Below are 23248 nucleotides of genomic sequence, written 5' to 3' on the forward strand. Positions count from 1 at the left end.
ACTGGATCACGTGACCGATCCGCTGCTCACGGCGGCGTACGCGGCGTACGGGTGGAGCCCGGAGGTGACCGTCGCCCCCGGGCCACGCGGCGCGCTCGGCCGGATCTGGCGAGTACGCACCCCGGCCGGTCAGTACGCGCTCAAGCACTCCTTCGAGACCCCGCCGGACGGGCGGCTGCAAGCCGAGCTGCACCTGACCCGGCGGGCCGCCGACGCCGGCGTACGCGTTCCCGCGACCCACCCCGCCGCCGACGGGCGCCTGCAGGTGCCCGCGCCGGGCGGCGGGGTGCTACGGCTCTACGACTGGGTGGACCTGCGCCCGATCGACCCCGCCGCGGCGGACACCCCGGAAAGGCTGGGGGAGTTGCTGGCCCGCCTGCACTCCTGCGCGCCCGCCGCCGGCCAGCAGGAGCCGTGGTACCACCAGGCGCCCGACGCGGCACAGTTCGCGGCCTTCACCGATCAGCCCTGGTCGGCGCGGCTCGACCGGCTGCTTACCGACCTGCCGCAGCTGACCGGCGCGCTGACCCCACCAGATCCGGCGGCGCTGCGGGTGTGCCATCGCGACCTGCATCCGGAGAACGTCCAAGCCGGACCGGACGGCGACCTGGTGGTGCTCGACTGGGATCAGCTCGGCCCGGCCGACCCCGCCCGCGAGCTGGTCCAGACTCTGTACGCCTGGTTCACCATCGACGCCGACGACGCTGCGACCGACGCCTCGAACAACGTCTCGAACAGCGTCTCGAACAGCGTCTCGAACAGCGTCTCGAACGGTGTCGAGGCAGGTGCCGGGGACGCGCCGGTCGGAGATTCGGCGTACCGCCGGGCCGAGGACCGGATGGCCGCCTGCTACGCGGCCTACGTGGACGCCGGGGGACCGGGACGCGTCACCGGGCCGGGCGACTACACGATGCTGCTGGCCGACCGGCTGAACTTCCTGCTGCACCAGGCCCGTATCGCCGCCGACCCAGGAACCTCCGCCGACGACCGGGCCTGGGCCGAACTGGAGATCGACGAGACGTTGCGGCTGCTGCCCACCCCGGAGCAGCTGCGCGTCAGCCCCGCGCGTATCGGGCGAACGCGTCCCGCAGCACCCGGCCCACCTCCGGATGACCCGCGCCGTGCTCAGCCGGGCCGACGATGACCAGCTCCGCGTCGGTCCAGCGCTGCGCCAGCCGGTACGCCACATCCGGCGGCCCGCTCACGTCGGCGCGCCCGGTCACCAGCACACCGGGGATCCCGTTCAGCTTCACCGCGTCGGACAGTAGCTGCCCGTCCGGCAGGAACCCGGCGTTGGCCCAGTAGTGCGTGACGAGCCGGGCGAACTGCAGCCGGAACCTCGGATCGGCGTACCGGGGATCGGGTGACGGGCCGGACAGCACCGCCACATGCGTGTCCTCCCACGCGCACCACTGCTCGGCCGCCGCCGCCCGCACCGCCGGATCCGGATCGCTCAGCAGCCGGGCGTACGCCGCCGCCAGGTTCCCGTCGCGCTCGGCGGCCGGCACATGCCCGGCGAACCGATCCCACTCGGCCGGGAACAACCGCCCCATCCGACGGGTCACCCAGTCGACCTCGGCCGCCGTCGTCGTCACCACACTGAACAGCACCAGCTCCGACACCCGCGCCGGATGCGCCTCGGCGTACGCCAACCCGAGCGTCGACCCCCACGAGCCGCCGAACACCAGCCACCGGTCGACGCCCAGATGCTCCCGCAGCCGCTCGACGTCGCCGACCAGATGCGCGGTCGTGTTCGCCGCCAGCGACGTGTCATGGTCGGCCACGTTCGGGGTGCTACGCCCGCAGCCCCGCTGATCGAACAGCACCACCCGATACCGGTCGAGGTCGAAGTGCCGCGCCCAGGAGGGACCCGAACCCGAGCCCGGCCCGCCGTGCAGGCACACCGCCGGCTTGCCCTCGGGATTGCCGAGCACCTCCCAGTAGAGCCGGTTGCCGTCGCCGACGTCGAGCATCCCCATGCGCACCCCCTCCAAGATTTAACAGCACTGTTATATCATGGCGCCATCTGCCTAGTGGTGTTAGGTTAAAACCTAGAGCTACTAGGGAGATGTCATGAGCCTGCACCACCAGATCCAGACCTACCTCGACCACCTCATCACCACCGGCCGCGAAACCGGCCTCCAAGTCACCGCCTACCACCACGGAAACCTTCTCACCGACGCCGTCGCCGGCCACGCCGACCACCAGGGGAGAGCAGTCACCCCCGACACCCCGTTCTTCGCCTTCTCCATCGGCAAAGGCCTCACCGGCGCCGCCATCCACCTCCTCGCCGACCGCGGCCACCTCGACGACGACCTCCGCCTCGCCGACGTCTGGCCCGAATTCGCCCAGCACGGCAAAGACACCATCACCCTCCGCCACGTACTGACCCACAGCGCCGGACTACCCACCGTCCCCGCCGACACCACCGCCGAACACCTCGCCGACTGGAACCACATGTGCGACCTGCTCGCCGACGCCCAGCCGATCTGGGAACCCGGCACCCGCCACGGCTACCACGCCTGGACCTACGGCTACCTCGCCGGCGAAACCGTCCGCCGCGCCACCGGCCGCACCCTCAGCGACATCCTCGACACCGACATCGCCACACCCCTCGGCGTACCCGGCGAACTACGCTTCGGCGTACCCGACAGCGACCTGCCCCGCCTCGCCGTCCTCGAAGACCACGGCTGGACCGCAGCCTTCACCCAACTCAGCACCTACGCACCCAACGTCGCCGCCGCCGCACCACCCGGCGTACGCCCCGACGCCACCCTCGGCAACCAACCCACCATCCAGCGCGCCGACATCCCCGCCGTCGGCACCGTCACCGCCCGAGCCGCCGCCCGCCTCTACAGCGCCCTGCTCACCGGCGAACTCATCTCACCCGACCGGCTGAAGACCGCCACCACCACCGCCGTCACCGGACCCGACTGGACCTTCGGCGGACCCAGCGCCTTCACCCTCGGCTTCGGCGTCATCGACGACACCTGGATCGGCTACGACGGCAGCGGCGGCAGCATCGCCGCCATGGCACCCGCCCACGGCATCGCCCTCGCCGCCACCAAAAACGCACTGTCCTACGGCGACGACGACCCCATGGACACCATCCGCCGCATGGTCCTCGACGCCGTCACCGGATAACGCCGACACCGGCTACCCGGGCAACAATCACTCCGGCCCGGTCAAGAACGGAACCACCACTGCCAGGAACTCCGCCAAAGCCTCCCGATGAATGTGATGCCCCACCGGAATCTCCACCACCCGCGCATCCGCCAACCGGCCGGCCGCCACCGCGAACAACTCCTGCGGCACATGACTGGCCGCCCCACCCGCCAGCAACAACACCCGCGCCGACACCAGGCCCAGCCGATCCCACCACGCCGGATCCGGATCAGCCAGCTGACCCATCACCGCGACCAGCGCCTCCCACGCGAACGGCAACTCCTCCTCGGGCGGGGGACCCAGCGGACCACCCCGCAGATCCCCAGCCCGAGGCGGCGGACTGTCCTCGATCACCAACCGCCGCACCCGACCCGGCCGCTCCTGCGCCACCAGCCACGACACCGTCCCACCCAGCGAATGCCCGATCACATCCACCGCGTCGGCGCCCAGCACGTCCAGCAACCCGAGCACGTCGTCCCGCATCAGCTCGAACGAGTACGCCCCCGGCCGATCACTGTCCCCATAACCCCGCAGATCCACCGCGTACACCCGATGCGACCCCGCGAACGCCGGAGCCACCGAATCCCACGACGACCTCGTCGACCCACCCGAATGCAACAACAGCAACGGCCTCGCCCCAGGCGCACCCGACACCTCAACCGCCAGCCGCACCCCGTTCACCGTGAAGAACTCCACCGCACCTCCCGGCGTACAAGCTAACCGGACGAACGGAACCGCGCCGCCCCCACAAGCTCGTCCACGACGGACCACGCGACCACCGCAGCCGGATCAGCGGGGGAGACCGGCATGAACTCCGCGACCCCCGCACCCACCACATCACCCTCCGACACCAGACCACGCAGCGCGCCCGTCAACCGAGCCGCCGACAACCCACCCGCCGCCGGGAAACCCACCGACCCGAACACCGACGGATCCAGCACATCCAGATCGACATGGACATAGACCCGCCGCGAACCCACCACCGACACCACCTCCTCCGGCGGCACGATCGCGATCCCCGCCCGCTCGACGAACTCCACCTCACCCGGATCCAGCTCCCGCGCACCCACCAGCACCACCTGATCCGGCCGCAACGGACGCTCCGGCACCAACCCCGCCGGACCCTCACCCAGCAACGTCCGCAACACCATCCCGTGGAACGCCCCCGACGGCGACGACTCCGGCGTATTCAGATCCGCGTGCGCGTCGAACCACACCACCATCAGGTCGTCGAACCGCGCCGACGCCGCCGAGACAGGGGAGAGGTCCACCGAACAGTCCCCGCCCACCGTCACCACGAACCGCCCCGCCAGCTCCGCGACCGCCTTCGACACCCGCGCGGCCACCTGCTCCACAGCAGACCAGACTGGTACGCCGTCCGGCACCTCGACGAACGTATGTTCCAACGCAGGGAACCGCCCGGCGATCAACCCAGCACCGGCAGCCAACCGGCGCGCATCACGCCGTGACGAACCCTGCCACTGTGGAACCACCAGCAGCGCATCCCGCCGGGCGTCTTCAGTGCGGGGCTGCCGGCCGGCCAGGAACCTTCCTAGGACATCCACGTCGAGGTGCACGAGGGGCCGACCGTCCCAGATGGACTCCGGCCCGGCGAACTCCAACGCCAGACCCTCACCGAGCACCAAGTCATCCGCCGACGCCGACGTCTCGGCCAGAAACACGAACCGCTCGACATCCCGCCCCGGCAAGACGTCATACGCGAAGAACTCGAACGGCCCCACCGGCCGCAGACCCGTCTCCTCGAACAACTCGCGGCGCGCAGCTTCCTCCGGCGACTCGCCGGGCTCGATGACACCCCCCGGCAACGCCCACAGGTCCGGGAACGCCGCCTTGTCCGGCGCCCGGAGTTGCAGCAGAACCCGGCCGGCCGGGTCGACGAGAAGAACGACCGCGATCTGGATCATGCGCAGACCCTAGCGGGAGCCTCCGACAGTCCCCGGCGGCCCTTTTGGGCGTGTTTGACCCTAGGCCTACCCCTCACCAGGGGCGTTTCGGCGCTCTACGGCGATCTGAGGGCGTTTTAGCAGGTCAGATGGCATATTGGAGATCAACTCGGGTGGTCAGCGGCCCGGTCGGGCCCGGTCGCTCGGATCTCGTCCGGTTCGGCGGCCGACTTCGGGGTGCCCGCGAGAGATCACCGGTGGAGGAGCGAGCTCTCGGCGAGACGGATGCGTACCCCGACGTTCGGGAGTCGGGCATCTGCCGTTCCGTGATCGTGATCTTGGAGTCGAATTATTGGTTCCCGCCCCCGTCGGTCCGGTCGGTTCACCGTTTCTTCTGCGCGCCCATAACGGTCATTATGGGCGGCCTAAATCCGAGCGGGTTTCCACGTTCAGACCGGATTTCTGGATATCTGGATTAGGAATATCAGTAATCCCGTAATTCATAACCGGACAGGCCGAAACATGTGGGCCGGGTTTCCCCGCGTACGCGGACCGGAATCGCTCCCTCTCGGCCCGCACCAACATGATCAACTAACGGGTGGCGATAATCGGCCGATGCTGCTCGTGATGAGTCGGGGGGTGTCGGCCGCCGGGCGCCTCTCCCCCGCTGCTGATCTTGGTTAGCATGCCGGTCGTGGAGGTTGTGCGGGTCGGGGCGGACGAGTTCGCCGTCGTCGTGGACGGGTTGGCGGACCTGCTGGTGGACGCGGTGGCCGGTGGTGCGTCGATGGGGTTTCTGCTGCCGTTCGGGCTGGTGGAGGCGCGTACGTGGTGGTCGGGTGTGGAGCCGTCGGTGGCGGCTGGGCGTACGGCGCTGTGGGTCGCGCGGGACGCGTCCGGGGTTGTGGGGACCGTGCAGCTGAGGCTGGAGCTGGAGTATCCGAACGGGCGTCATCGGGCCGAGGTCGCGAAGTTCATGGTGGCGTCGCGGGCTCGGGGTCGTGGGATCGGCCGGGCGTTGCTGGCCGCGGTGGAGGCGGCGGCTGCGGGGCTGGGGGTGTCGTTGCTGGTGCTGGACACGGAGACGGCCAGCCCGGCGGAGGGGTTGTATCGGTCGGCGGGGTGGATGGAGCTCGGTGTGATGCCGGGGCATTCGGCGGATCCGTGGGGTGTGCTGCGGCCGACGACGTTCTTCTACAAGCAGCTGTGACGCCGCCCGCGCGACGGGGGTACGCGCGGGCGGCGGGTCTGTGGTGGGCTGGTCAGCCGGCGTTGCCGAAGGCGGTGACGGCGTGGGCTTTGCCGAGCGGGTTGCGGATGGTGACGATCCAGTACTCGCCGGTCGCGGTGAATTGGGCGCTGTAGACCCAGTGGGGTTCCCCGGTGAGGGTGAGGGTGTAGCCGGCGGGTGGGGCGTCGGCGACGACGGAGTCCACGACGCTCTGGGAGGACAGGGCGAGCATGCGGGGCTTGTTGTGGTTGACGAAGGCGTCGAGGTATTCGCGGGCGTACTTCTCGGCGTCGGTGTAGTAGACGGTGACGTCGAGGCGTACTTCGGTGATGGCGTGGTCGGTGGCGTCGTTGCGGGTGCGGATGATCAGGTCGGAGCCGAGTTTGTTGCGGTAGGTGCAGTAGGTGGCGCCGGCAGCGCCGTCGCAGGTGGCTTTGGTCCAGGTCATGTCGAGTTTCGGGGTGCCGATCTTGGTGACCTGGGTGTAGGCGGCGTCGGTGGTGAGGTTTTTCAGCTTGGTGGTGTCGCAGGTGAGCCAGGCTTTCATGAACTGCAGGGCGGTTCCGTCGCCGCCGGTGACGGTGCCGGTCATGGCGCAGGCGGTGGTGGTCGCTGCGGTCGACGGTTGCGGGGAGGCCTCGGTGGTGGTGGTCGCGGCGGGGCCGACGGTGGTGTTGGCCGAGGGTGCGGCGCTGGGTTCGTCGGTGCTCTGGCAGCCGGCCAGGAGGGCGAGGCCGGCGAGCAGTGCGGCGGCGGTCGCGGTGAGGCGCATCGGGGTTCTCCGTCGGTGAGGTCGGTGGCTCAGGTGACCTCACGGTAGGGAGTCGGCGGGTGGTGGGCCATCGGGGGCGGTACGGATCTTTGCCGCCGTCCGGTGGGTCCGTACCGTCGTGCGTACCGGGTGGTCGGGCGGGCCGGTGGGTTCGGGGCGGGCCAGGTGGCGGGCGAGGTATTGGCCGGTGAGGCTGCCGGGCTGGCGGGTCAGGTGGTCGGGTGTGCCGGCCGCGACGAGGGTGCAGTGGCGGAGTTAGCGGACCTTGCGGGTCGTACGCGCGACGATGTCCTCGTATTCGGGGTGCTTGTCGAGCCAGCCGTGGATGAAGGGGCAGATCGGCACGACCGTGCGGCCTTTGGCGCGGGCGTCGTCGAGGACGGCGCGGGCGAGCGTGGAGCCGACGCCCTTGCCCTCGTACTCGGGGATCACCTCGGTGTGGGTGTAGGCGATGATCGCCCCGGTGAGCTGGTAGGTGACGAATCCGGCGAGGTCGTCGCCGTCGCGGGCTTCGAATCGTTCGCGTTCGGGCACGTCGGTCACGGTGAGTTGCATGCGTTCAGCCTAATTCGGTCGCCGGGCGGTATGCGGCGGACCTACGCTGCGCGGCATGACGGTGCGGTGGACGCAGGTGACCGAGCAGGATGCTGCCGCGTGGGCGGGGCTGTGCGCGCGGGCGGAGGAGGTCGACAAGACCGGGGAGAATTACGACGCGGAGGATCTGGCGGAGGAACTCGCCGATCCCCTGGTGTCGCTGGAGCACGGGACGTTGGCCGGATGGGACGGTGACGTGCTCGTCGCGGTCGGTGTGCTGCGGAACCGGGCGACGGCCAATCCGGTGAACCGCGTGTACTTCGACGGCGTGGTGGATCCGGCGTACCGGCGGCAGGGGCTGGGCCGGCGGTTGACGGAGTGGGCGATCGAGACGACGCCGGCGGTGTCCCGGTCAAGGTTCCCGGACGCGCCGATGGAGCTGCACGCTTCGGTGCACGAGCACAACACGGTCAAGGCCGGGTTGCTGACCGAGTCGGGGTTCGCTCCGCAGCGCTGGTTCTTCACGATGCAGCGGCCGTTGGACGGCGAGCTGCCCGAGCCGGTGTGGCCCGACGGCGTACGCGTGGAGGGGTTCGACCACGCGCGGCATGATCTGGCGGCGTTGCGCGTACGCAACGAGTCGTTCGCCGATCACTGGGGCAGTTCGCCGCAGGATGAGGAGTCGTGGCGGCAGTGGTACACGGGCACGCGCGCGTTCGTGCCGGAGCTGTCCTACGTGGCGTTGGCGGGTTCCGGCGACGGGGCCGGCGACGAGATGGTGGCGTTCCTGCTGACGCAGTTCTTCGAGGCGGATCAGGTCGTGACGGGTCGCCGCGAGGCGTGGATCTCGACGATCGGTACGCTGCGCGCGCATCGGCGGCGGGGGCTGGCGTCGGCGTTGATCGCGACGTGTCTGCGGGCGGCGGCCGCGCAGGGCTACGACCGGGCGGCGCTCGGGGTGGACGCCGACAATCCGACGGGTGCGCTGGGCGTCTACGAGGCGGCCGGGTTCACGGTGGACCGCCGGCACGTCACCTACGTGCGGGAGTTCCCGTTGCGTTGATCATTGGGTTCCCGGTTCCGGGACACCGGCGAGACCACGACGGTTGATTCCATGATCACAAGGATGGATCAGCGGAGGTCGGTGAGGGGGACGGTCGGGTCGGCGAGTCTGCCCAGGTCGACGCGTTCGCCTCGATAGCCGGCGCGGACGAGGTCTTGGATCGGGTCGACGACGTCCCAGACGTTGGCGTTCATCCCGGCCAGGACCCGTCCGCCGGACACCCAGAAGGCGAGGAACTCCGGCGCGGTGCCGTCGGGTCTGATCGCGAGATCGCCCCGGACGACGATCTGGTCGTAGCCGTGCAACGGCACGTACCCGGAGTACTCCATGCTCAGGTCGTACTGGTCGGAGAAGAAGTACGGCACCGGGTCGTAGGGCTCGTTGCGGTCGAGGATGGACTTGGCTGCGGCGGGTCCGCCGTTGAGGGCGTTGGCCCAGTGCTCGACCCGCAGGCGGGCACCCACGAGGTGGCTGTTCCAGGCGGCGACGTCGCCGCAGGCGAAGATGTCGGGATCGCTGGTGCGCAGATGCGCGTCGACCGCGACACCGTTGTCGATCTCCAGGCCGCAGGCCTCGGCGAGTTCGGTCGCGGGCCGGATCCCGACGCCGACCACGACCAGGTCGGCGGGGATCTCGGTACCGTCGGTGAGCACGACGTCGGTGATCTGGCCGTCGAGGCCGCCGAATTCGCGCACTCCGGAGTCGAGGTGGAACTCGACGCCGTGCCCGGCGTGCAGGTCGCGGTAGAGGCCGCCCAGCTCGTCGCCCAGGACACGGCGCAACGGCAGCGTCTCGGTCTCGATCACGGCCACCGTGCAGCCGTGCTCGCGGGCGGCCGCGGTCACCTCCAGGCCGATCCACCCGGCTCCGACCACCACGACCTGGGTGCCCGGCTTGAGGTCCGCGCGCAACTGGTCCGCTTCAGGAAGGGTACGCAGATAGCGGACCCCGGAGTTCTCCCCGCCGGGCACGTCGAGACTGCGTACCCGGGAGCCGGTCGCGAGCAGCAGCCGGTCGTAGGGCACGGATTGGCCGTCGGCGAGCGACACGGTGTGCCCAGTGCGGTCGATCGCCACCACCCGGGTGCCCAGCCGCAGGTCGATGCGCTGGTCGACGTACCAGGCCTCGTCGTGGACCTGCCCGCCGTCGCGGGGATCCTTGCCGAGCAGGTAGCCCTTGGACAGCGGAGGCCGTTCGTACGGAAGTTCGGACTCCTCCCCGATCAGCACGACCCGGCCGGTGAACCCTTCGGCGCGCAGCGTCTCGGCGGCTTTGGCACCGGCCAGGGACGCGCCGACGATGACGACGGACTCCATGGGGTCGAGTCTTCCACCGGTGGCGGCCGGGCGCAGCCAGGACGGGCGGCGCGCCACAATGAGTTGTGCGATTCCGGCCGGTGACCTTCGACAGGCTCGTGGCGGAGGTGGCTGAGCGTGTCGTCGCCTTGGACCCCGGGCAGGCCCCGTGGCCCCGGGTGGCGATCGACGGCGCTCCCCCGGCCGAACCGCAGACGCTGGCCGACGCGCTGGTGGCGCCGTTGCGCGTACGCGGGCGGCCGGTGGTGCGGGTGCGGGCCGAGGACTTCCTGCGGCCCGCGTCGCTGCGGTTCGAGCACGGCCGGACCGATCCCGACGCGTACTACGACGACTGGCTCGACACCGGCGGACTGCTGCGAGAAGTGCTCGAACCGCTCGATCCGGGTGGGACGGGCCGTGTGCTGCCGTCGCTGTGGAATCCGGTGACCGACCGGGCTACCCGGGCCCAGTACGTGACGGTGCCGCCCGGTGGGGTGGTCGTCGTCGACGGCGCGCTGCTGCTGGGCCGGTGGCTGCCGTTCGACTTCACCGTCCACCTGCAGCAGTCCCCCGCGGCGTTGGCCCGCCGGACGGCCGACGCCGACCGGTGGCGGCTTCCGGCGTACCAGCGATATGAGCAGGAGGTGGACCCGCAGACGGCCGCGGACCTGGTGGTGCGGGTGGAGGATCCGCGACGCCCGGCGGTGCTGGAGTGAGGCGCGCGGTCCTGGGACTGACCGCGGCGGGCCTGGCCGGTGCGCTGGTGCTGCGCGGTGAGCCGTTGCCGCTGGACCGGTGGTCGCTGGAGGCGCTGGCCGGGCAGCGGGGTCCGGTGGGGACGGCCGTCGCCGGCGCGGTGGCGTTGCTCGGCTCGGGCATGCTGCTGTATCCGCTGCTGGCGGCGCTGGTGTTCGTCCGCGGTACGCGGGCCGTGCTCGCGGTGGCGTTGCTGGCCGCCGCCCAGCTGGGGCACGACGTGCTGCTGGCCGGGGTGCCGCTGGAACGGCCGGACCCCGGGTTGCGGCTGGCGGCGGCGTCCGGGGCGGCGACCGCGTCCGGGCATGCGATGACCGCGGTCGTGGGCTGGGGGCTGCTGCTGACCGTGCTGGGCGTGCCCCGCCGGTGGGTGTACGCGGCGGCGGGGCTGGCCGGGGTGCTCGTCGGCGCGGCCCGCGCCTACCTCGCCGTGCACTGGCTGTCCGACGTGGTCGCCGGTCTGTTGCTCGGGCTCGCGGCGCTGACCGTCTCGCGGTGGGTCCTCGACCGCCCGTGGCCGGCGCTGCGCCGCCCGGCGTGGGATTGGAAGTGGCTGCTGACCGCGGGCGCGGCGGTGTTCGCGCTGGCCCCGATCGTGTGGACCGCACCGGATCAGCGGATGAAAGACCTCCTCGTGTACGCCGGATCGGCGGCGGCCGCCGGTTCCGGGACCGACGTGTACGCCTATCGGACGCCGTTCGGGATGCCGTTCACCTATCCCCCGTTCGCGGCGATCCTGGTCGAGCCGCTGTCGCGGGTGCCGCTGGGGCTGCTGCAGGTGCTGTGGGCGCTCGGCACGGTCGCGCTGCTGATCCCGCTCGCACAGGTCGCCCTCGAACCCGTCGTACGCCGCGTGGGCCTGCCGGTCACGGTGGCGTTGCTGCTGATCAGCTCCCCAGTACGCAGCCATCTGCGGTTCGGCCAGGTCGGCGTGCTCCTGGTGCTGCTGGTGGCGCTGGACCTGCTACGCCCTGGTATTTCCCGGCGTTGGCAAGGGTGGGGGGTCGGGCTGGCGGCGGCGGTGAAACTGACCCCGGCGGTGTACGTGCCGTGGATGTTCGTGACTGCTCCGCTGCGGCGGCGAGGACTGTCGACCGTCCTGTGGGCAGGCGGCGCGACCCTGGTCGGGCTGCTGTTGATGTGGCCGAGTTCGCCGTCCTATCTGCTGCGGGCGGCGTGGGACACCGACCGGTTCGGCGACAACGCCTGGCCCGGCAACCAATCCATACGCGGAGCGCTGCTGCGGGCCGGACTGTCGCCGTTGTGGCTCGTCTGCGCGCTGATCCTGCTGGTCCTGGCAACGTGGGGTGCGCGGCGGCTGGAACTGCGCGGCGACCGGCTCGGGGCGGTGGGCGTCCTGGCGGCGCTGGCCGTCGCGGTGTCGCCGATCAGCTGGGTACACCACCTCGTATGGCTGGCCCTGCCGATCGCGGCCCTCGTCCACTCCGGCCGCACCCGGCTCGCGGCGGTCTGGTACGCGCTGCTCGTCGTGAGCCTGCCCAGCATCGGATCCACGCTGGACGCCCGATGGCCGGTGCTTCATCCACTGTGGGCGTTGATCGTGGACGCTCAGGGGTTGACCGCTGTCGCGGCGGTGGTGCTGCTTCCTTTTCTGCTGCGCTCGCCCCCGCCAGCGGGGGTGCCGGTGCAGCGGGCGGACATTCCTCCCGCCGACGCGTCTCCGGCCGTCTCCCGTACGCCTGCCTAGATCGTGGCGGCTCGTCGCGCTGGCGGCGCAGACGCGCGGTCGGGGGTCCCCTCCGCGCCCGCGTCCGCGCCGCCGCTGCCCCGCAGGCGGCTCATCGGTGGAACGTCACGTACGTCTCGGGCTTCCGGATAGGTCGACAGCGTTCCACCGACGAATCATGCACCGGACCATGACGGCGCTCGACGCCAGGGTTCCGGCGACGGACCGGGCACCGAGTCATGACGCGGCGCCAGGTGATGATCTCCGGAGGCTGACGCACCTATCCCAGGCGCCGTGAGGTACCTGAGCATCCGGAGATCACTGCGCCCACGCGGCCAGCGAGCCCCCGCGAGCGCCGCCAAGGCGGGAAGGCGGGCCGGTGCACAGCCGGAGATCACCGCGCCCACGCCGCGCCCACGCGGCCGGCGGGCCGGGTCAGAGGCGGGACAGCAGTTCTTGGGCCTGGGCCTGTTCGCGGTGGTACCGGCCCGGCCGGGCGGCCACGAGGCCTTTGTACAGTGCGACGGCTTCGGCGGCGGGCGTACGGGCGTCGGCGGGTTGCCCGGCGGCGACCAGGGACGCGCCGAGCGCCCACAGCGCCCGTGCCCGCTGACCGTCGTCGGTGCCGGTCAAGGAACAGGCCTCCTGGGCGGCGGTCACCGCGTCGGCGGGCCGGTCCAGGGCGGTCAGCATCTCGGCGGTGGCGGTGAGGGTGTCGGCGAGCCAGGCCCGGCCGCGGTGCGGCTCGCGGGCGGCGGCCGCGCGAGCCAGGCCGAGCGCGTCGCGCAGCGGGGCCTCGGCCAGCGGCGTACGCCCCAACGCCAGCAGGCAGCGGCCGAGCACGGTCAGAGTCACGCAGTGGCGGAACGAGTGCCCGTCGAATCCCCGGGCGCCGTGCGCGACTGCTTCGTTGACGGCCGCGAGCGCTTCCTCGTCGCGTCCGGCGGCCAGCAGGATCGCGGCGTGATCTGTGCCCGCCGCGGCGAGTTCGGCCGGGTCGGCGGTACGCAGCAACCCGGTCGCCTCGGCCGCGGCGGCCAGGGCTTCGGCCTCCCGGCCGATCTCGTGGAAGTGGCGGGCCTCGGCGGCCAGGGCGAGCCCGAGCCGGCGGGCGTACGCGGCCGGGCGGTCGCCGGACAGGTCGCGCAGCAGCGGGACGATGCGGCCGTCGAGGCGCAGTGCTTCGTCGATGTGCCCGCGGTCGGCTTCGGCGGCGGCGGTCGCAATGAGCGCGTCGGCCAGCATGGGCCGGTAGCGGGCCGGGTCGGCGTCGGCGCGTTCGGCCAGCACCGCCTGGGCGGCGGTCAGGTGCACGAGGGCGTCCTCCGGCCGGCCCGCCGTGCGCAGGTCTTCGGCGTACGCGATGGCGAGACCGGCGACGCGGACCCGCAACCCGGCCGAGGTCGGCGGTGTCCCCGCGGCCGTCCACGCCTCGAGGGCCTGCCGTCCGATCTCGACGGCGCGGTCGATCTCCGCCGAGCGGTCGGCGGCGGTCTGCCCGGCGACGGTGGTGTCCACAGCGGAGCCCAGCGCGAGCCGGGCGCGCTGGTAGAGCTCGGCGGACGAGCGCAAGGCGCGCCAACGGTCACGGCGCAGCAGGTGCAGGAGGATGCCGAGTACGCCGAGGGCGCACAGCGCCACCCCGGCGACGAGTACCACGCGCGCCACGAATTGCCCTCCCCAGCAGGACGTGTCGGCAGAGTACCCGGAGTGTGCCGGGAGCGGCGAGCGACGCCCACGATCTTGGTGAAAGGCGTCCTAAGTACCCTATTGGGTTATAGAGACTTTCGCACTGAATGTCCGATAATGGCGAAGTGGCCTCAACCCCTTGGAGGTGACGACCATGGACGCCATCGGCGGACTCCTCGGTGCCATCGGTGCCCTGCTCAGCGGCCTGCTCGGAATCCTGTTCCCGATCAGCCCGCCCAACCTTCCCGTGACGCCGCCAAGCGTGCCAGGCGTGCCCGGCGCACCCAGCCTCCCCGTGACGCCGCCGGGTCTCCCGGTGGACCCCGGAGCGCCGAGCCTGCCGGTCACCCCGCCAAGCCTGCCCGCAGACCCCGGTCTTCCCGTGGACCCGAGCCTGCCGGTGGACCCGAGTCTGCCCGTCAGCCCCAGCGTTCCGCCGCTGCCCGGCTCGCAACGCTAGCGCCCCGCCCTCGCCCAGCCCTCATCGCGCGCCACCCTCGGCCGCGCCGGTAAGGGACCAGATCACGGTTAGGCCTGGAATCTTGGCCGCCGGAAGCCACCAGATCCCTGATCTGCCGCGAAACGCAGCCGCGAGACGCCGCAGCGAGACGCAGCCGCGAAAGCGCCGCCAAACGAGCGCCGCCAAACGAGCGCCGCCGAAGAGCGCTAGGCGAGCAGCGCGATCACCGCCACAAGAGGAAAGAATCCCTGCATGAGGGCGGCCCGCGCCATCCGCCGTTCGCCGGCGACGAGGACGATCGCCGCGCCGAGCATGCAGGCGCAGGCGAAGCCGGTCAGCGTACGCCCGGCGGTGCCGGACACGAACACGCCGGCGATCGCCCCGATCCCGAGGAACAGGTTGTAGAAGCCCTGGTTGAACGCCCACGGACGGACGGCGTCCACGTCGGACGCGGCCGTGCGGAACCGGCGATGCACCTCCGGGCGGCGGAACAGCAGCGATTCCATCGCGAAGATGAGCACGTGGAGCAGGCCCGCGAGGACCGCGGCGAGGACGGCCACGAGATTCATGCCGTCAGTATCGCCCGCCTGTGGATCAGCGTGTCACCATCGGAGGATGCAGAGCAGCAACCCGGCGTTGGCGAAGTTGTCCGAGACTTCGGCGTCCAACGCGTACGGCGAACCCGGCTGGTATCAGCCCGGCGCGGGCGGCACCGCGACCTACCCCGGTGTGGTCACCAGCGCGCGTACCGGTCTGATGACGGTCGACGGTGTCATCGGCCGCACGCTCGCCTTGATGGCGATGCTGACGCTGGCCGCAGCGGCCGCCTGGATCTGGGTCCCTCAGGAGTTCACCGGCGTCGCGGTGTTCGGCAGCGCGATCGTCGCCTTGATCGTGGGCCTGATCGTCAGCTTCCGCCAGTCGACCAGCCCGGTCCTGATCGGGGCGTACGCGCTGCTCGAAGGCGCGGCGCTAGGCATGATCAGCGAGTGGTTCAACACGGTCTACCCGGGCATCGCCGCCCAGGCGGTGGCGGCGACCATCGGCATCTTCTTCGTGATGCTGATCCTCTACCGGTTCCGCGTCATCCGGGCCACCCCGCGGTTCACCAAGGGCCTGATGGGCGCGCTGATCGCCGCGGTGATCCTGATGCTGGGCAACTGGGTGCTGGCCCTGTTCGGGGTGAACACCGGGCTGCGGGAGGCCGGGCCGATCGGCATCATCTTCAGCCTCGCGATGATCGTCATCGGGGCGCTGACCTTCATCCTCGACTTCGACCAGGTCGAGCAGGGCGTCCGGCACGGGCTCCCGGCCCGCTTCGGCTGGTTCGCCGCCTTCGGCATCATCCTCGGGCTGGTCTGGGTCTACCTGGAGGTGCTGCGGCTGCTCAGCTACCTGCGCGGCCGGGACTAGGCCGGCATCCGCTTCTTCTTGCGGTTCTCGCGAACGATCCTCTGGGCGTCCGGGTCGTCGAGCGCGGCCGGCCGCGCTCCGGGTCGGCCGGCCAGCGGTCGAGATCCGCGAGGTCCGCGACGTCGGCGGGGGCCTGGGCGAGCGTCAGGTTCGCCCGTGGTCCCGGCAATCCCGAGCTGGTACGCAGAAAGCTGTCCCGGTCGGCGCAGCTCCCCGGTGAGCGTTCCGGGCTGGGCACCGTCCCATTCTGATCTCCGCGCACCGGTCCTGTCGGCGTACCGGCCTAAGATGAGCGCGTGTCGCGTAAGGGCTGGCTGCTGTTCGCCGCGTTGGGCATCATCTGGGGCGTTCCCTACCTGTTCATCAAGATCGCCGTCGGTGGGTTGACCCCGGCGTCGGTGGTGTTCTGGCGCTGCGCCATCGCCGCCCTGATCCTGCTGCCGATCGCGATCGCCCGGGGTCAGCTGCGGGCGCTGCTGCCCCATTGGAAGGCGCTGCTGGCGTTCACCGCGGCGGAGATCGCCGTGCCGTGGTTCCTGCTGACCTCCGCCGAGCAGCGGTTGAGCAGTTCGCTGGCCGGGCTGCTGATCGCCGGGGTGCCGCTGGTGGCGGCCCTGCTCGGCTGGGCCACCGGCGGTGAGCGCCTCGGTCCCCGGCGCATTCTGGGTCTGGGCGTCGGCCTGGCGGGGGTGGCCGCCCTCGTCGGGCTCGACCTGTCCGCCGACGACACGTGGGCCCTGGTGCAGATGGCGATCGTCGTCATCGGCTACGCCGTCGGCCCCTTCATCCTCAACCGGCAGCTCAAAGGCGTACCGGGGCTGGCCGTGATGGCGGTGTCGCTGGCGCTGTCGGCGATCGTGTACGCCCCGGCCGGGATCATGCAGCACCCCGCCGAGCTGCCCGGGGCCGACGTGATCGTCGCGGTCCTCGTGCTCGCCGTGCTGTGCACCGCCGTCGCGCTGACCGTGTTCAACGCGCTCATCGCCGAGGTCGGCCCGGTCCGGGGACCGGTCATCACCTACATCAACCCGGCCGTCGCGGTGATCCTCGGCGTCCTCGTGCTCGGTGAGCCGTTCACCGCCGGGATCGGGCTCGGGTTCGCGCTGGTGCTGGCCGGTTCGGTGCTGGCGACCCAGCGGGCGGCCGACAAGAAGGCCCCGGCGCCCGGCCCGGCGGAGGCCGCCGGCGTCGAGCCGGTAGCGTCCCGGAAGTGACTTCGCTCCAGCTTTCCGTCGCCGGCGACACTCAGGTCGGCAACCGCTATCCGGCCAACTTCGACGTGCTCGCCGTGGCGGGCGACCCCGGCGACCGCACCGTCCTCGTGGTCGCCGACGGGATGGGGTCCGGCCGGGGCAGCGCCTTCGCTGGGCGTACCACTGCGGACACCTTCCTGGAGGTGACGCGGACCGGGCCGCCGAGCGCGGACCTGATGCGGGCGGCGGTCGCCGAGTGCCAGCGGCGCGTGATCGACGGCGGGCGGGCCTGGCCGGAGCTGACCGGCTGTACGCTGACCGCCCTGGTCGTCGACGGCGAGCAGGCCTGGATCACGCAGGTCGGCGACTCGCGCTGCTACCGGTGGCGCAACGGGTTGCTGGAGCAGCTGACGGTCGACCACACCGAGGCCTGGCTGGGCGCGGTCAACGGCTGGTGGCCGCACGACTCGCCGCAGGCCCACACCGCCCGCTACCACCTGCTGCGCTACATCGGGCACCCGGACGCCCCCGAGCCGGACGTGCTGAACGTGGCCCTGCGCCCGGGCGACGTGCTGTGCCTGTGCACCGACGGCATCGGCGAGGAGGTGTCCTACCGGAAGCTGGCGCAGGTGCTCGGCTCCGGCTCGACGCCGGCCGAGATGTGCACGTCGTTGCTGGCCGAGGCGCTGGCGACCGGTGGGAACGACAACGCGACCGTGGCCGTCGTCAAAGTCGCCTAGGCGCGCGGTATGCGCGGAGATAGTATGACGGTATGCCCGCGAAGCGTGTGACGATCACGGTGCCGGAGGATGTCGCCCGGCTGATCGAAAACGTCGACAACGTGTCCGCCTACTTCACCGCCGCCGCCCGCGCCTCCGACCGCAGGATGCGGACCGAAGCGCTGCTGCGCCGGGCGGTGGGCGACAACGTCGACCCCGCGGTTCAGGCCCGGGTGCGGGCCAACATCGAGCGGCAGCGCGCCGCGAACGCCGCCGCCCGTGCTCAGCGGGAGGTCCGCGAAGCACAGAAGGCGCTGGAGGAGGCCGAAGCACGGGTCGCCGCGCTCGACGCCCACCCGCGGGGGAACGCCGCATGACGGTCCGGGCGGTCCTCGACACCTCGGCGATGCTCGCCTACGCGAGCGTCGACCAGGCCATCCCCGTGTCGGAGTTCGTCCGGTCGGTCATGGAGGAGAACGAGGCGATCGGCGACGACCCCGACAACGTCGAGGCGTGGGCCGAGATCAGCCAGGTCGGCATCCCCACCTCGACCTTCATCGCCGCCTACGCGCAGGCCGATTCCTTCGGCCGGAACCTGCTCGCCGACCTCGCCTCGGACCTCGCCGTCGCCGAGGAACTCCAGGACGTCGAACGGTCGACGTTCGTGTTCCTGCCGCTCGCCGGCGTCGGCGACATCCTCGAGGCCAGCGAGCTGGAGCACCAGTGGCCGGGGCGTGGGGAGGCCATCCACCACGCGTTGCGCCTGAACGCCGAGCTGGCCACCTTCGATCCGCCCAAGCAACCCATCCCCCGGCTGCAACTCACCGATCTCTCGATGACCTGGGACGACTAGGCGTTCTCGGCCGCCCGGTCCAGCAACGCCCGCCGCTCGGACTCGCTGTGGGTCCGGGCGGCCGCTTCGCGGAACAGGTCCGCCGCCCGTTCCCGGTCGCCCTCACGGGCGGTGAGGTCGGCCTCGGCCGCCCAGGCGAGCGGATAGTCGTCCAGAGCACCCCCGGCGCGGGCCAGCGCGAGCAGTTCGAGGCCAGCGGCCGGGCCGAAGGCGTACCCGTGGGCGACCGCCCGGTTGAGTTCGATGACCGGACTGGGCTGGCGGCCTACGAGGCGGTCGTAGCAGCCGGCGATCGTGGCCCAATCGGTGCGTTCCGGCGACGGCGCGGTCGCGTGACAGGCCGCGATCTGGGCCTGGAGCGCGTACGGGCCGTCACCGGGCAGGTCACGCAGCAACGCGGCCGCCTCCTCGATGGCGCTGTGGTCCCAGCGGGTGCGGTCCTGCTTGTCGAGCGTGACGAGGTTGCCGTCGGCGTCGCGGCGCGCCGCCCGGCGGGAATGCTGCAACAGCAGCAGCGCCAGCAACGCGGTGGCCTCCGGCTGCTGCGGCATGAGCTGGGCGAGCAGCCGGGCCAGCCGGATCGCCTCGGTGGCGAACGCCGGTTCCCCGTCGGCGTTGTAGCCGTGGGTGAACAGCAGGTACAGCACGGCCAGGACGCCGGGCAGCCGCTCGGTCAGCGCCGGGCCTTCGGGGACGGCGTACGGGATGCCCGCGTCGGCGATCTTCGCCTTGGCCCGGGTCAGCCGCCGGGTCATGGTCGACTCACTGGTCAGCAACGCGCGGGCGATGTCGGCCGTCGGCACGGCGCAGATCGTGCGCAGGGTCAGCGCCACCCGGGCCTCCAGCGCCAGCGCCGGATGGCAGCAGGTGAAGATCAGCCGCAGCCGGTCGTCGACGACCTCGTCGGGTGGCTGCGGATCGCCGGTCGCGGCGGTCAGCGCCAGCACAGCCAGGTCGCGGAGCTTGCGGCGTTCCACGGTCGCCCGGCGTACGGTGTCCAGCGCCCGGTTACGGGCCACGGTCATCAGCCACGCCCCCGGATTGCCGGGTACGCCGTCGGCCGGCCACCGTTCGAGCGCCGTCGCCAGCGCGTCCTGGGCGCTGTCCTCCGCCAGGGTCCAGTCCCCGGTGATCCGGATCAGCGCCGCGACGATCCGGGGGTATGCGTCGGCCGCCGCCTCGGCCGCGGCGCCCCGAGCCGCCGCGGCCGAAGACTGCGTCATCACTGCCGAGCCGTCCTCATCGAGCCCGTCCGCATCGAGCCGTCACTGCTCGAAGTCGGCGAACGGGCGGATCTCGATCCGGCCGCCGCGGGCCATCGGGTGCGTACGCGCGACTTCGATGGCCTCGTCGAGGTCGGCGCATTCGATCAGGTCATAGCCGACGATCAGCTCCTTGGTCTCCGTGAACGGGCCGTCGGAGATCAGCAGCTGGCCGTTGCGTACGCGGACCGTGGTCGCCGCGCTGGCCGGGGCGAGGACGTGCCCCTGCAGGCGGCGGCCCTTGGCGTCGTTGGTGGCCACCCACTCGTCGATGTCGGGCTCGTTGGTCGTGTCGGGATCGGGGTCGCCGTCGACGCAGACGAACATCATGTACTTCATGTCAACTCCTCTGTTGCCGAATGTTGCCTTCACCGGAGATGACGATCAACGGGCGGCCGACCGGACAACCACGGGGAAGAAAATCTCGGCGAATCAGCGCTCGCCGGGGAACACCACCCCGACCTGGCCGCGTACGCCGTCGAGCAGGCCCATCACGTCGAGGGTGTCCTGCCAGCTGACCAGCGGACTCTCCTGCAGTCCTTCGCGCAGGCAGCGCATCACCTCGACCGCCTCGTGCACCATCCCGCGGGCGGTGAACGGCACGCGGATCGTCTGCGGGTCGGTGCCCGCCCGGTGCAGGGTGAACGACTCGGGCCGGAAGAACAGCGAGTCCAGCACGATCCGGCCGCGGCTGCCCGACACCGCCGCGCGTACCGGGCTGTCGGCGGTGATGCCGCAGGTCAGAGCGGCCAGCGCCCCCTGGTGCGGGCCGTGCGCGTACCCGAACAGCATCCCGGTGTTGGCGTCGGTGCCCTCCGGGTTCAGCGAAGACCACGCGGTCACCGACGACGGGAGGCCGAGCACCGCGTGGGCGAAGGTCACCGGGTAGACGCCGAGGTCGAGCAGCGCGCCGCCGCCCTGCTGGGGATCGCGCAGGCGGTGGTCGGCGGCGAACGGCCCGGCCAGGTGGAAGTCGGCGTGCACCGTGCTGATCTCACCGATCGCGCCGTCGGCCAGCATTTCCAGCATCCGGCGGAACGCCGGGTTGGTCCGCATCCACATCGCCTCCATGAGGAAGACGCCGCGGTCGCGGGCCAGGTCGATCAACGCCTGGGCCTGGCCGAGGTTCAGGGTGAACGCCTTCTCACACAGCACGTTCTTGCCCGCGCGCAGCATCAGCTCGGCCGCCGGGAAGTGCGCGTTGTGGGTGTTGGCCACGTAGACGACGTCGACGTCGGGGTCTTCGGCCAGCTCCTGCCAGCTGCCGTGGGCGCGCGGGATGTCGAACCGGTCGGCGAACGCGCGGGCGCTGGCGTGGCTGCGGGAGCCGACTGCCACGACGTCGGCGTCGGGCAGCGTACGCAGGTCTTCGGTGAACGTGGCGGCGATGCCGCCGGTGGCGAGGACACCCCACCTGATCTTGTCGGCCATGCGCTCCATCTAACCGGGTCGGCGTACGCCGGATAAGCTCGGCCCGTGCTGGCGACCAAGATCCAGGAAACGTGTCACCTGACCGGGGAGTTCCGGCTGCGCTCCGGCCGGGTCGCGACCGAGTACTTCGACAAGTACCGGTTCGAGGCCGACCCGGTGCTGCTCGACGAGGTCGGGGCGGGCCTGGCCGGGCTGGTCCCGGCGTACGCGGAGGTGCTGGCCGGGCTGGAGATGGGCGGCATCGCGGTCGTCACCGCGCTCGGGCGGCACACCGGGCTGCCGTGCGCGTTCGTCCGCAAGGCCGCCAAGGAGTACGGCACCCGGCGGCTCGCCGAGGGCGCCGAGCTGGCCGGTCGGCGCGTCGTGATCGTCGAGGACGTCGTCACCTCCGGCGGCCAGATCGTGATCTCGACCCGGCAGCTACGCGACCTCGGCGCGATCGTCGACACCGCGCTGTGCGTCATCGACCGGCAGGAAGGCGGCGCCGAGGCGCTGGCCGAAGACGGGATCACCCTGCGGGCGCTGCTGACCCGGGCCGACCTGGAGGCCGCCCGGTCAGCTGGGTGAGGCAGGTGACGGGCGGTCGCCGATCCGCAGGATCAGCTCGCCCGACCCGGACTCGTTGACGACGCGTACGGTCCAGCAGCCCGCGGCCGGGAAGTCGAGCCCGACGCCGAACTCGCCGCCGGGCTTGTCGAACGTGCTGCCGCCGTGCCACTCCGGCCCCCATTCCGGGGTGATCTGCTGCTGACCGGGAGCGTCGGCGGTGACCGTCACCTGCTGCCCGCCCGTGAGGCGTACGACGATCTTCAAGGTCTGCCCGGCGACCAAGGTCCGCTGCGTCGCGAACAACATCACCCACATCTCCACCCCCCGCCCGTACGCCTGGCGTACGAGTGGATCGGCAGCGGCCGTCGCGGGACAGGCGGCGACCGGCCCGATCACGCCGGCGGACGACGCGGCGGGAACGGCGGTCGGAGCAGGGGCCGGGGTGCCGGTGCAGCCGGCGGCGAACAGGACCACGGTCAGCAGGGCGCGTCTCATGCGAAGTGGACACCGCTCGGCGCCGCGAGGTTCCTCAGCACGTTGTGAGCATCTCACCGAGCGTGGCCGCCTCGGGCGGCGTGACGCTCAGCGCGTACCGGCTCTTGGCGGTGACGTAGCGGCGCGCGTAGTCGCACCAGGCCTCGCGGCGCGCCGGATTCCAATGGTCCGGCGTCTGGCTGCGCTTGTCCTGATTGGCCGTCTTGTCGGCGGCGAGCAGGTTGTCGACATCGTTGGCGAAGGCGCGACGCCGATCGAGCGGCCAGGACCACGCTCCGGCCCGCCAGGCGGCGGCGACCGCCACCACGTGGTCGATCTCGATCTCGGACGCGCGGCTGCGATCGTAGGGCAAGGTCTTGCCCGTGTACGGATCGCGCAGCACCCCGGACAGCACGACACAAGGGTTGCCCGTGCTGAGCCGTACCCCGGTCAGGTCGCGCCGCAGCACGTCGTCACGGGTGTCGCAGCCGTTGTGGCCGCCGGGGGCGTCGGTGTCGTCGGTCCACAGCGGATCGCCGAACGACTCCCGGGTGTAGCTGTCCCAGTGGGACTGGGCGGCCCGGGGCAGCTTGGCCAGCAGTGCGTGCGCCGCGTCCTTGGCCGCCACGCCACCGGACGGAACAGACGCCCCAGCCGACGCGGTCGCGGTCGCGGTGGAAGGGTCGTCGAGATGCCCCTGATCCCACCACCAGGCGACCGCCGCCGCGACGAGCAGCAGCAGGACCAGCGTGACGAGCTCCCCCCGATAACGCTTCATCAACCCTCACCATAGGGTGT

Annotated in this window: 26 protein-coding genes; 13 read left to right on the plus strand and 13 right to left on the minus strand. The window is 71.5% G+C overall.

Annotated elements, in window-relative coordinates; genetic code table 11:
• The first annotated feature begins 10 nt into the window (after positions 1-10).
• Positions 11-1144 carry a phosphotransferase gene (locus tag AB0H43_RS09540; protein WP_359998786.1) on the plus strand — a complete coding sequence of 378 codons (1134 nt, stop codon included), beginning with the start codon at positions 11-13 and terminating at the stop codon, positions 1142-1144.
• Here AB0H43_RS09540 and pip read toward each other — a convergent pair.
• A complete protein-coding gene (gene pip / locus AB0H43_RS09545) occupies positions 1056-1979 on the minus strand; it encodes a prolyl aminopeptidase (RefSeq protein ID WP_359998788.1) in 924 nt (307 codons plus the stop codon). The genes AB0H43_RS09540 and pip overlap by 89 nt on opposite strands.
• A 94-nt stretch (positions 1980-2073) precedes the next feature.
• Between pip and AB0H43_RS09550 the strand changes: the two genes are divergently transcribed.
• Positions 2074-3144 (plus strand): serine hydrolase domain-containing protein, encoded by a 1071-nt coding sequence (locus AB0H43_RS09550; protein ID WP_359998790.1) that lies wholly within the window; start codon positions 2074-2076, stop codon positions 3142-3144.
• Positions 3145-3171: 27 nt separating this feature from the next.
• On the opposite strand, the gene AB0H43_RS09555 is transcribed toward AB0H43_RS09550, so the two are convergent.
• Both AB0H43_RS09555 and AB0H43_RS09560 read right to left on the minus strand, forming a co-directional pair.
• Complete coding sequence (locus AB0H43_RS09555) at positions 3172-3861, minus strand: alpha/beta hydrolase (RefSeq protein ID WP_359998792.1); 690 nt, start codon at positions 3859-3861, stop codon at positions 3172-3174.
• Positions 3862-3881: 20 nt separating this feature from the next.
• Positions 3882-5090: an arginase family protein gene (locus AB0H43_RS09560; RefSeq protein ID WP_359998794.1), complete on the minus strand. Its 1209-nt coding sequence runs from the start codon at positions 5088-5090 to the stop codon at positions 3882-3884.
• 673 nt (positions 5091-5763) lie between these two features.
• Here AB0H43_RS09560 and AB0H43_RS09565 point away from each other — a divergent pair.
• On the plus strand, positions 5764-6279 hold the full coding sequence (locus tag AB0H43_RS09565) for a GNAT family N-acetyltransferase (protein ID WP_359998796.1): 516 nt from the start codon (positions 5764-5766) through the stop codon (positions 6277-6279).
• Between the two features lie 52 nt (positions 6280-6331).
• Here AB0H43_RS09565 and AB0H43_RS09570 read toward each other — a convergent pair whose 3' ends face one another.
• A complete protein-coding gene (locus AB0H43_RS09570) occupies positions 6332-7072 on the minus strand; it encodes a hypothetical protein (RefSeq protein WP_359998798.1) in 741 nt (246 codons plus the stop codon).
• Between the two features lie 255 nt (positions 7073-7327).
• Positions 7328-7627, minus strand: coding sequence for a GNAT family N-acetyltransferase (locus AB0H43_RS09575; RefSeq protein WP_359998800.1), 300 nt, complete (start codon positions 7625-7627; stop codon positions 7328-7330).
• Between the two features lie 55 nt (positions 7628-7682).
• Between AB0H43_RS09575 and AB0H43_RS09580 the strand changes: the two genes are divergently transcribed.
• Positions 7683-8669, plus strand: coding sequence for a GNAT family N-acetyltransferase (locus tag AB0H43_RS09580; RefSeq protein ID WP_359998802.1), 987 nt, complete (start codon positions 7683-7685; stop codon positions 8667-8669).
• Positions 8670-8737: 68 nt separating this feature from the next.
• Here AB0H43_RS09580 and AB0H43_RS09585 read toward each other — a convergent pair whose 3' ends face one another.
• Entirely contained in the window at positions 8738-9985 is a 1248-nt protein-coding gene (locus tag AB0H43_RS09585) for an FAD-dependent oxidoreductase (protein WP_359998804.1), read from the minus strand.
• A gap of 65 nt (positions 9986-10050) precedes the next feature.
• Here AB0H43_RS09585 and AB0H43_RS09590 point away from each other — a divergent pair, with 65 nt between their 5' ends.
• The gene (locus tag AB0H43_RS09590) at positions 10051-10680 is read left to right on the plus strand and encodes a uridine kinase (protein ID WP_359998806.1); all 630 of its coding nucleotides are present in this window, start codon (positions 10051-10053) and stop codon (positions 10678-10680) included.
• Complete coding sequence (locus AB0H43_RS09595) at positions 10677-12428, plus strand: glycosyltransferase 87 family protein (protein ID WP_359998808.1); 1752 nt, start codon at positions 10677-10679, stop codon at positions 12426-12428. The genes AB0H43_RS09590 and AB0H43_RS09595 overlap by 4 nt, the downstream gene beginning before the upstream one ends.
• Before the next feature lie 414 nt (positions 12429-12842).
• On the opposite strand, the gene AB0H43_RS09600 is transcribed toward AB0H43_RS09595, so the two are convergent.
• Entirely contained in the window at positions 12843-14075 is a 1233-nt protein-coding gene (locus tag AB0H43_RS09600) for a tetratricopeptide repeat protein (RefSeq protein ID WP_359998810.1), read from the minus strand.
• 175 nt (positions 14076-14250) lie between these two features.
• On the opposite strand from AB0H43_RS09600, the gene AB0H43_RS09605 reads away from it, so the two are divergent.
• Positions 14251-14556 (plus strand): hypothetical protein, encoded by a 306-nt coding sequence (locus tag AB0H43_RS09605; protein ID WP_359998812.1) that lies wholly within the window; start codon positions 14251-14253, stop codon positions 14554-14556.
• Positions 14557-14762: 206 nt separating this feature from the next.
• On the opposite strand, the gene AB0H43_RS09610 is transcribed toward AB0H43_RS09605, so the two are convergent.
• A complete protein-coding gene (locus AB0H43_RS09610; RefSeq protein WP_359998814.1) occupies positions 14763-15125 on the minus strand; it encodes a DUF1304 domain-containing protein in 363 nt (120 codons plus the stop codon).
• Between the two features lie 46 nt (positions 15126-15171).
• Between AB0H43_RS09610 and AB0H43_RS09615 the strand changes: the two genes are divergently transcribed.
• The 5 genes from AB0H43_RS09615 (at position 15172) to AB0H43_RS09635 (ending at position 18734) form a co-directional block, all read left to right on the plus strand.
• Entirely contained in the window at positions 15172-15969 is a 798-nt protein-coding gene (locus tag AB0H43_RS09615) for a Bax inhibitor-1/YccA family protein (RefSeq protein WP_359998816.1), read from the plus strand.
• Between the two features lie 296 nt (positions 15970-16265).
• Positions 16266-17183 carry an EamA family transporter gene (locus tag AB0H43_RS09620; RefSeq protein WP_359998818.1) on the plus strand — a complete coding sequence of 306 codons (918 nt, stop codon included), beginning with the start codon at positions 16266-16268 and terminating at the stop codon, positions 17181-17183.
• The gene (locus tag AB0H43_RS09625; protein WP_359998820.1) at positions 17180-17902 is read left to right on the plus strand and encodes a protein phosphatase 2C domain-containing protein; all 723 of its coding nucleotides are present in this window, start codon (positions 17180-17182) and stop codon (positions 17900-17902) included. Before AB0H43_RS09620 ends, AB0H43_RS09625 begins: the two co-directional genes overlap by 4 nt.
• A gap of 32 nt (positions 17903-17934) precedes the next feature.
• A complete protein-coding gene (locus tag AB0H43_RS09630; protein ID WP_359998822.1) occupies positions 17935-18258 on the plus strand; it encodes a hypothetical protein in 324 nt (107 codons plus the stop codon).
• A complete protein-coding gene (locus tag AB0H43_RS09635) occupies positions 18255-18734 on the plus strand; it encodes a hypothetical protein (RefSeq protein ID WP_359998824.1) in 480 nt (159 codons plus the stop codon). Before AB0H43_RS09630 ends, AB0H43_RS09635 begins: the two co-directional genes overlap by 4 nt.
• Here the strand turns inward: AB0H43_RS09635 and AB0H43_RS09640 are convergent.
• From AB0H43_RS09640 to AB0H43_RS09650, 3 genes are all read right to left on the minus strand, one after another.
• Positions 18731-19957: a sigma-70 family RNA polymerase sigma factor gene (locus AB0H43_RS09640; protein WP_359998826.1), complete on the minus strand. Its 1227-nt coding sequence runs from the start codon at positions 19955-19957 to the stop codon at positions 18731-18733. The two genes, AB0H43_RS09635 and AB0H43_RS09640, sit on opposite strands and share 4 nt — an antisense overlap.
• Positions 19958-19999: 42 nt before the next feature.
• The gene (locus tag AB0H43_RS09645) at positions 20000-20335 is read right to left on the minus strand and encodes a YciI family protein (RefSeq protein ID WP_359998828.1); all 336 of its coding nucleotides are present in this window, start codon (positions 20333-20335) and stop codon (positions 20000-20002) included.
• Between the two features lie 93 nt (positions 20336-20428).
• Positions 20429-21427 (minus strand): Gfo/Idh/MocA family oxidoreductase, encoded by a 999-nt coding sequence (locus AB0H43_RS09650; RefSeq protein WP_359998830.1) that lies wholly within the window; start codon positions 21425-21427, stop codon positions 20429-20431.
• A gap of 45 nt (positions 21428-21472) precedes the next feature.
• On the opposite strand from AB0H43_RS09650, the gene pyrE reads away from it, so the two are divergent.
• Positions 21473-21994 (plus strand): orotate phosphoribosyltransferase, encoded by a 522-nt coding sequence (gene pyrE, locus AB0H43_RS09655; protein WP_359998832.1) that lies wholly within the window; start codon positions 21473-21475, stop codon positions 21992-21994.
• Here the strand turns inward: pyrE and AB0H43_RS09660 are convergent.
• Both AB0H43_RS09660 and AB0H43_RS09665 read right to left on the minus strand, forming a co-directional pair.
• Positions 21983-22471 carry a hypothetical protein gene (locus AB0H43_RS09660; RefSeq protein ID WP_359998834.1) on the minus strand — a complete coding sequence of 163 codons (489 nt, stop codon included), beginning with the start codon at positions 22469-22471 and terminating at the stop codon, positions 21983-21985. The two genes, pyrE and AB0H43_RS09660, sit on opposite strands and share 12 nt — an antisense overlap.
• A gap of 34 nt (positions 22472-22505) precedes the next feature.
• On the minus strand, positions 22506-23228 hold the full coding sequence (locus tag AB0H43_RS09665; RefSeq protein ID WP_359998836.1) for a DUF1524 domain-containing protein: 723 nt from the start codon (positions 23226-23228) through the stop codon (positions 22506-22508).
• Positions 23229-23248 lie beyond the last annotated feature (20 nt).

It is taken from the genome of Hamadaea sp. NPDC050747, assembly GCF_040654195.1.
Taxonomy (GTDB): domain Bacteria; phylum Actinomycetota; class Actinomycetes; order Mycobacteriales; family Micromonosporaceae; genus Hamadaea.

Excerpts from the sequence above, each read along its gene's own strand:
- pip (WP_359998788.1), bottom strand. The coding sequence starts at position 1,979 with ATGGGGATGCTCGACGTCGGCGACGGCAACCGGCTCTACTGGGAGGTG.
- AB0H43_RS09550 (WP_359998790.1), top strand. The coding sequence starts at position 2,074 with ATGAGCCTGCACCACCAGATCCAGACCTACCTCGACCACCTCATCACC.
- AB0H43_RS09560 (WP_359998794.1), bottom strand. The coding sequence starts at position 5,090 with ATGATCCAGATCGCGGTCGTTCTTCTCGTCGACCCGGCCGGCCGGGTT.
- AB0H43_RS09570 (WP_359998798.1), bottom strand. The coding sequence starts at position 7,072 with ATGCGCCTCACCGCGACCGCCGCCGCACTGCTCGCCGGCCTCGCCCTC.
- AB0H43_RS09575 (WP_359998800.1), bottom strand. The coding sequence starts at position 7,627 with ATGCAACTCACCGTGACCGACGTGCCCGAACGCGAACGATTCGAAGCC.
- AB0H43_RS09580 (WP_359998802.1), top strand. The coding sequence starts at position 7,683 with ATGACGGTGCGGTGGACGCAGGTGACCGAGCAGGATGCTGCCGCGTGG.
- AB0H43_RS09585 (WP_359998804.1), bottom strand. The coding sequence starts at position 9,985 with ATGGAGTCCGTCGTCATCGTCGGCGCGTCCCTGGCCGGTGCCAAAGCC.
- AB0H43_RS09605 (WP_359998812.1), top strand. The coding sequence starts at position 14,251 with ATGGACGCCATCGGCGGACTCCTCGGTGCCATCGGTGCCCTGCTCAGC.
- AB0H43_RS09610 (WP_359998814.1), bottom strand. The coding sequence starts at position 15,125 with ATGAATCTCGTGGCCGTCCTCGCCGCGGTCCTCGCGGGCCTGCTCCAC.
- AB0H43_RS09615 (WP_359998816.1), top strand. The coding sequence starts at position 15,172 with ATGCAGAGCAGCAACCCGGCGTTGGCGAAGTTGTCCGAGACTTCGGCG.
- AB0H43_RS09630 (WP_359998822.1), top strand. The coding sequence starts at position 17,935 with ATGCCCGCGAAGCGTGTGACGATCACGGTGCCGGAGGATGTCGCCCGG.
- AB0H43_RS09635 (WP_359998824.1), top strand. The coding sequence starts at position 18,255 with ATGACGGTCCGGGCGGTCCTCGACACCTCGGCGATGCTCGCCTACGCG.
- AB0H43_RS09640 (WP_359998826.1), bottom strand. The coding sequence starts at position 19,957 with ATGACGCAGTCTTCGGCCGCGGCGGCTCGGGGCGCCGCGGCCGAGGCG.
- AB0H43_RS09645 (WP_359998828.1), bottom strand. The coding sequence starts at position 20,335 with ATGAAGTACATGATGTTCGTCTGCGTCGACGGCGACCCCGATCCCGAC.
- AB0H43_RS09650 (WP_359998830.1), bottom strand. The coding sequence starts at position 21,427 with ATGGCCGACAAGATCAGGTGGGGTGTCCTCGCCACCGGCGGCATCGCC.
- AB0H43_RS09660 (WP_359998834.1), bottom strand. The coding sequence starts at position 22,471 with ATGAGACGCGCCCTGCTGACCGTGGTCCTGTTCGCCGCCGGCTGCACC.
- AB0H43_RS09665 (WP_359998836.1), bottom strand. The coding sequence starts at position 23,228 with ATGAAGCGTTATCGGGGGGAGCTCGTCACGCTGGTCCTGCTGCTGCTC.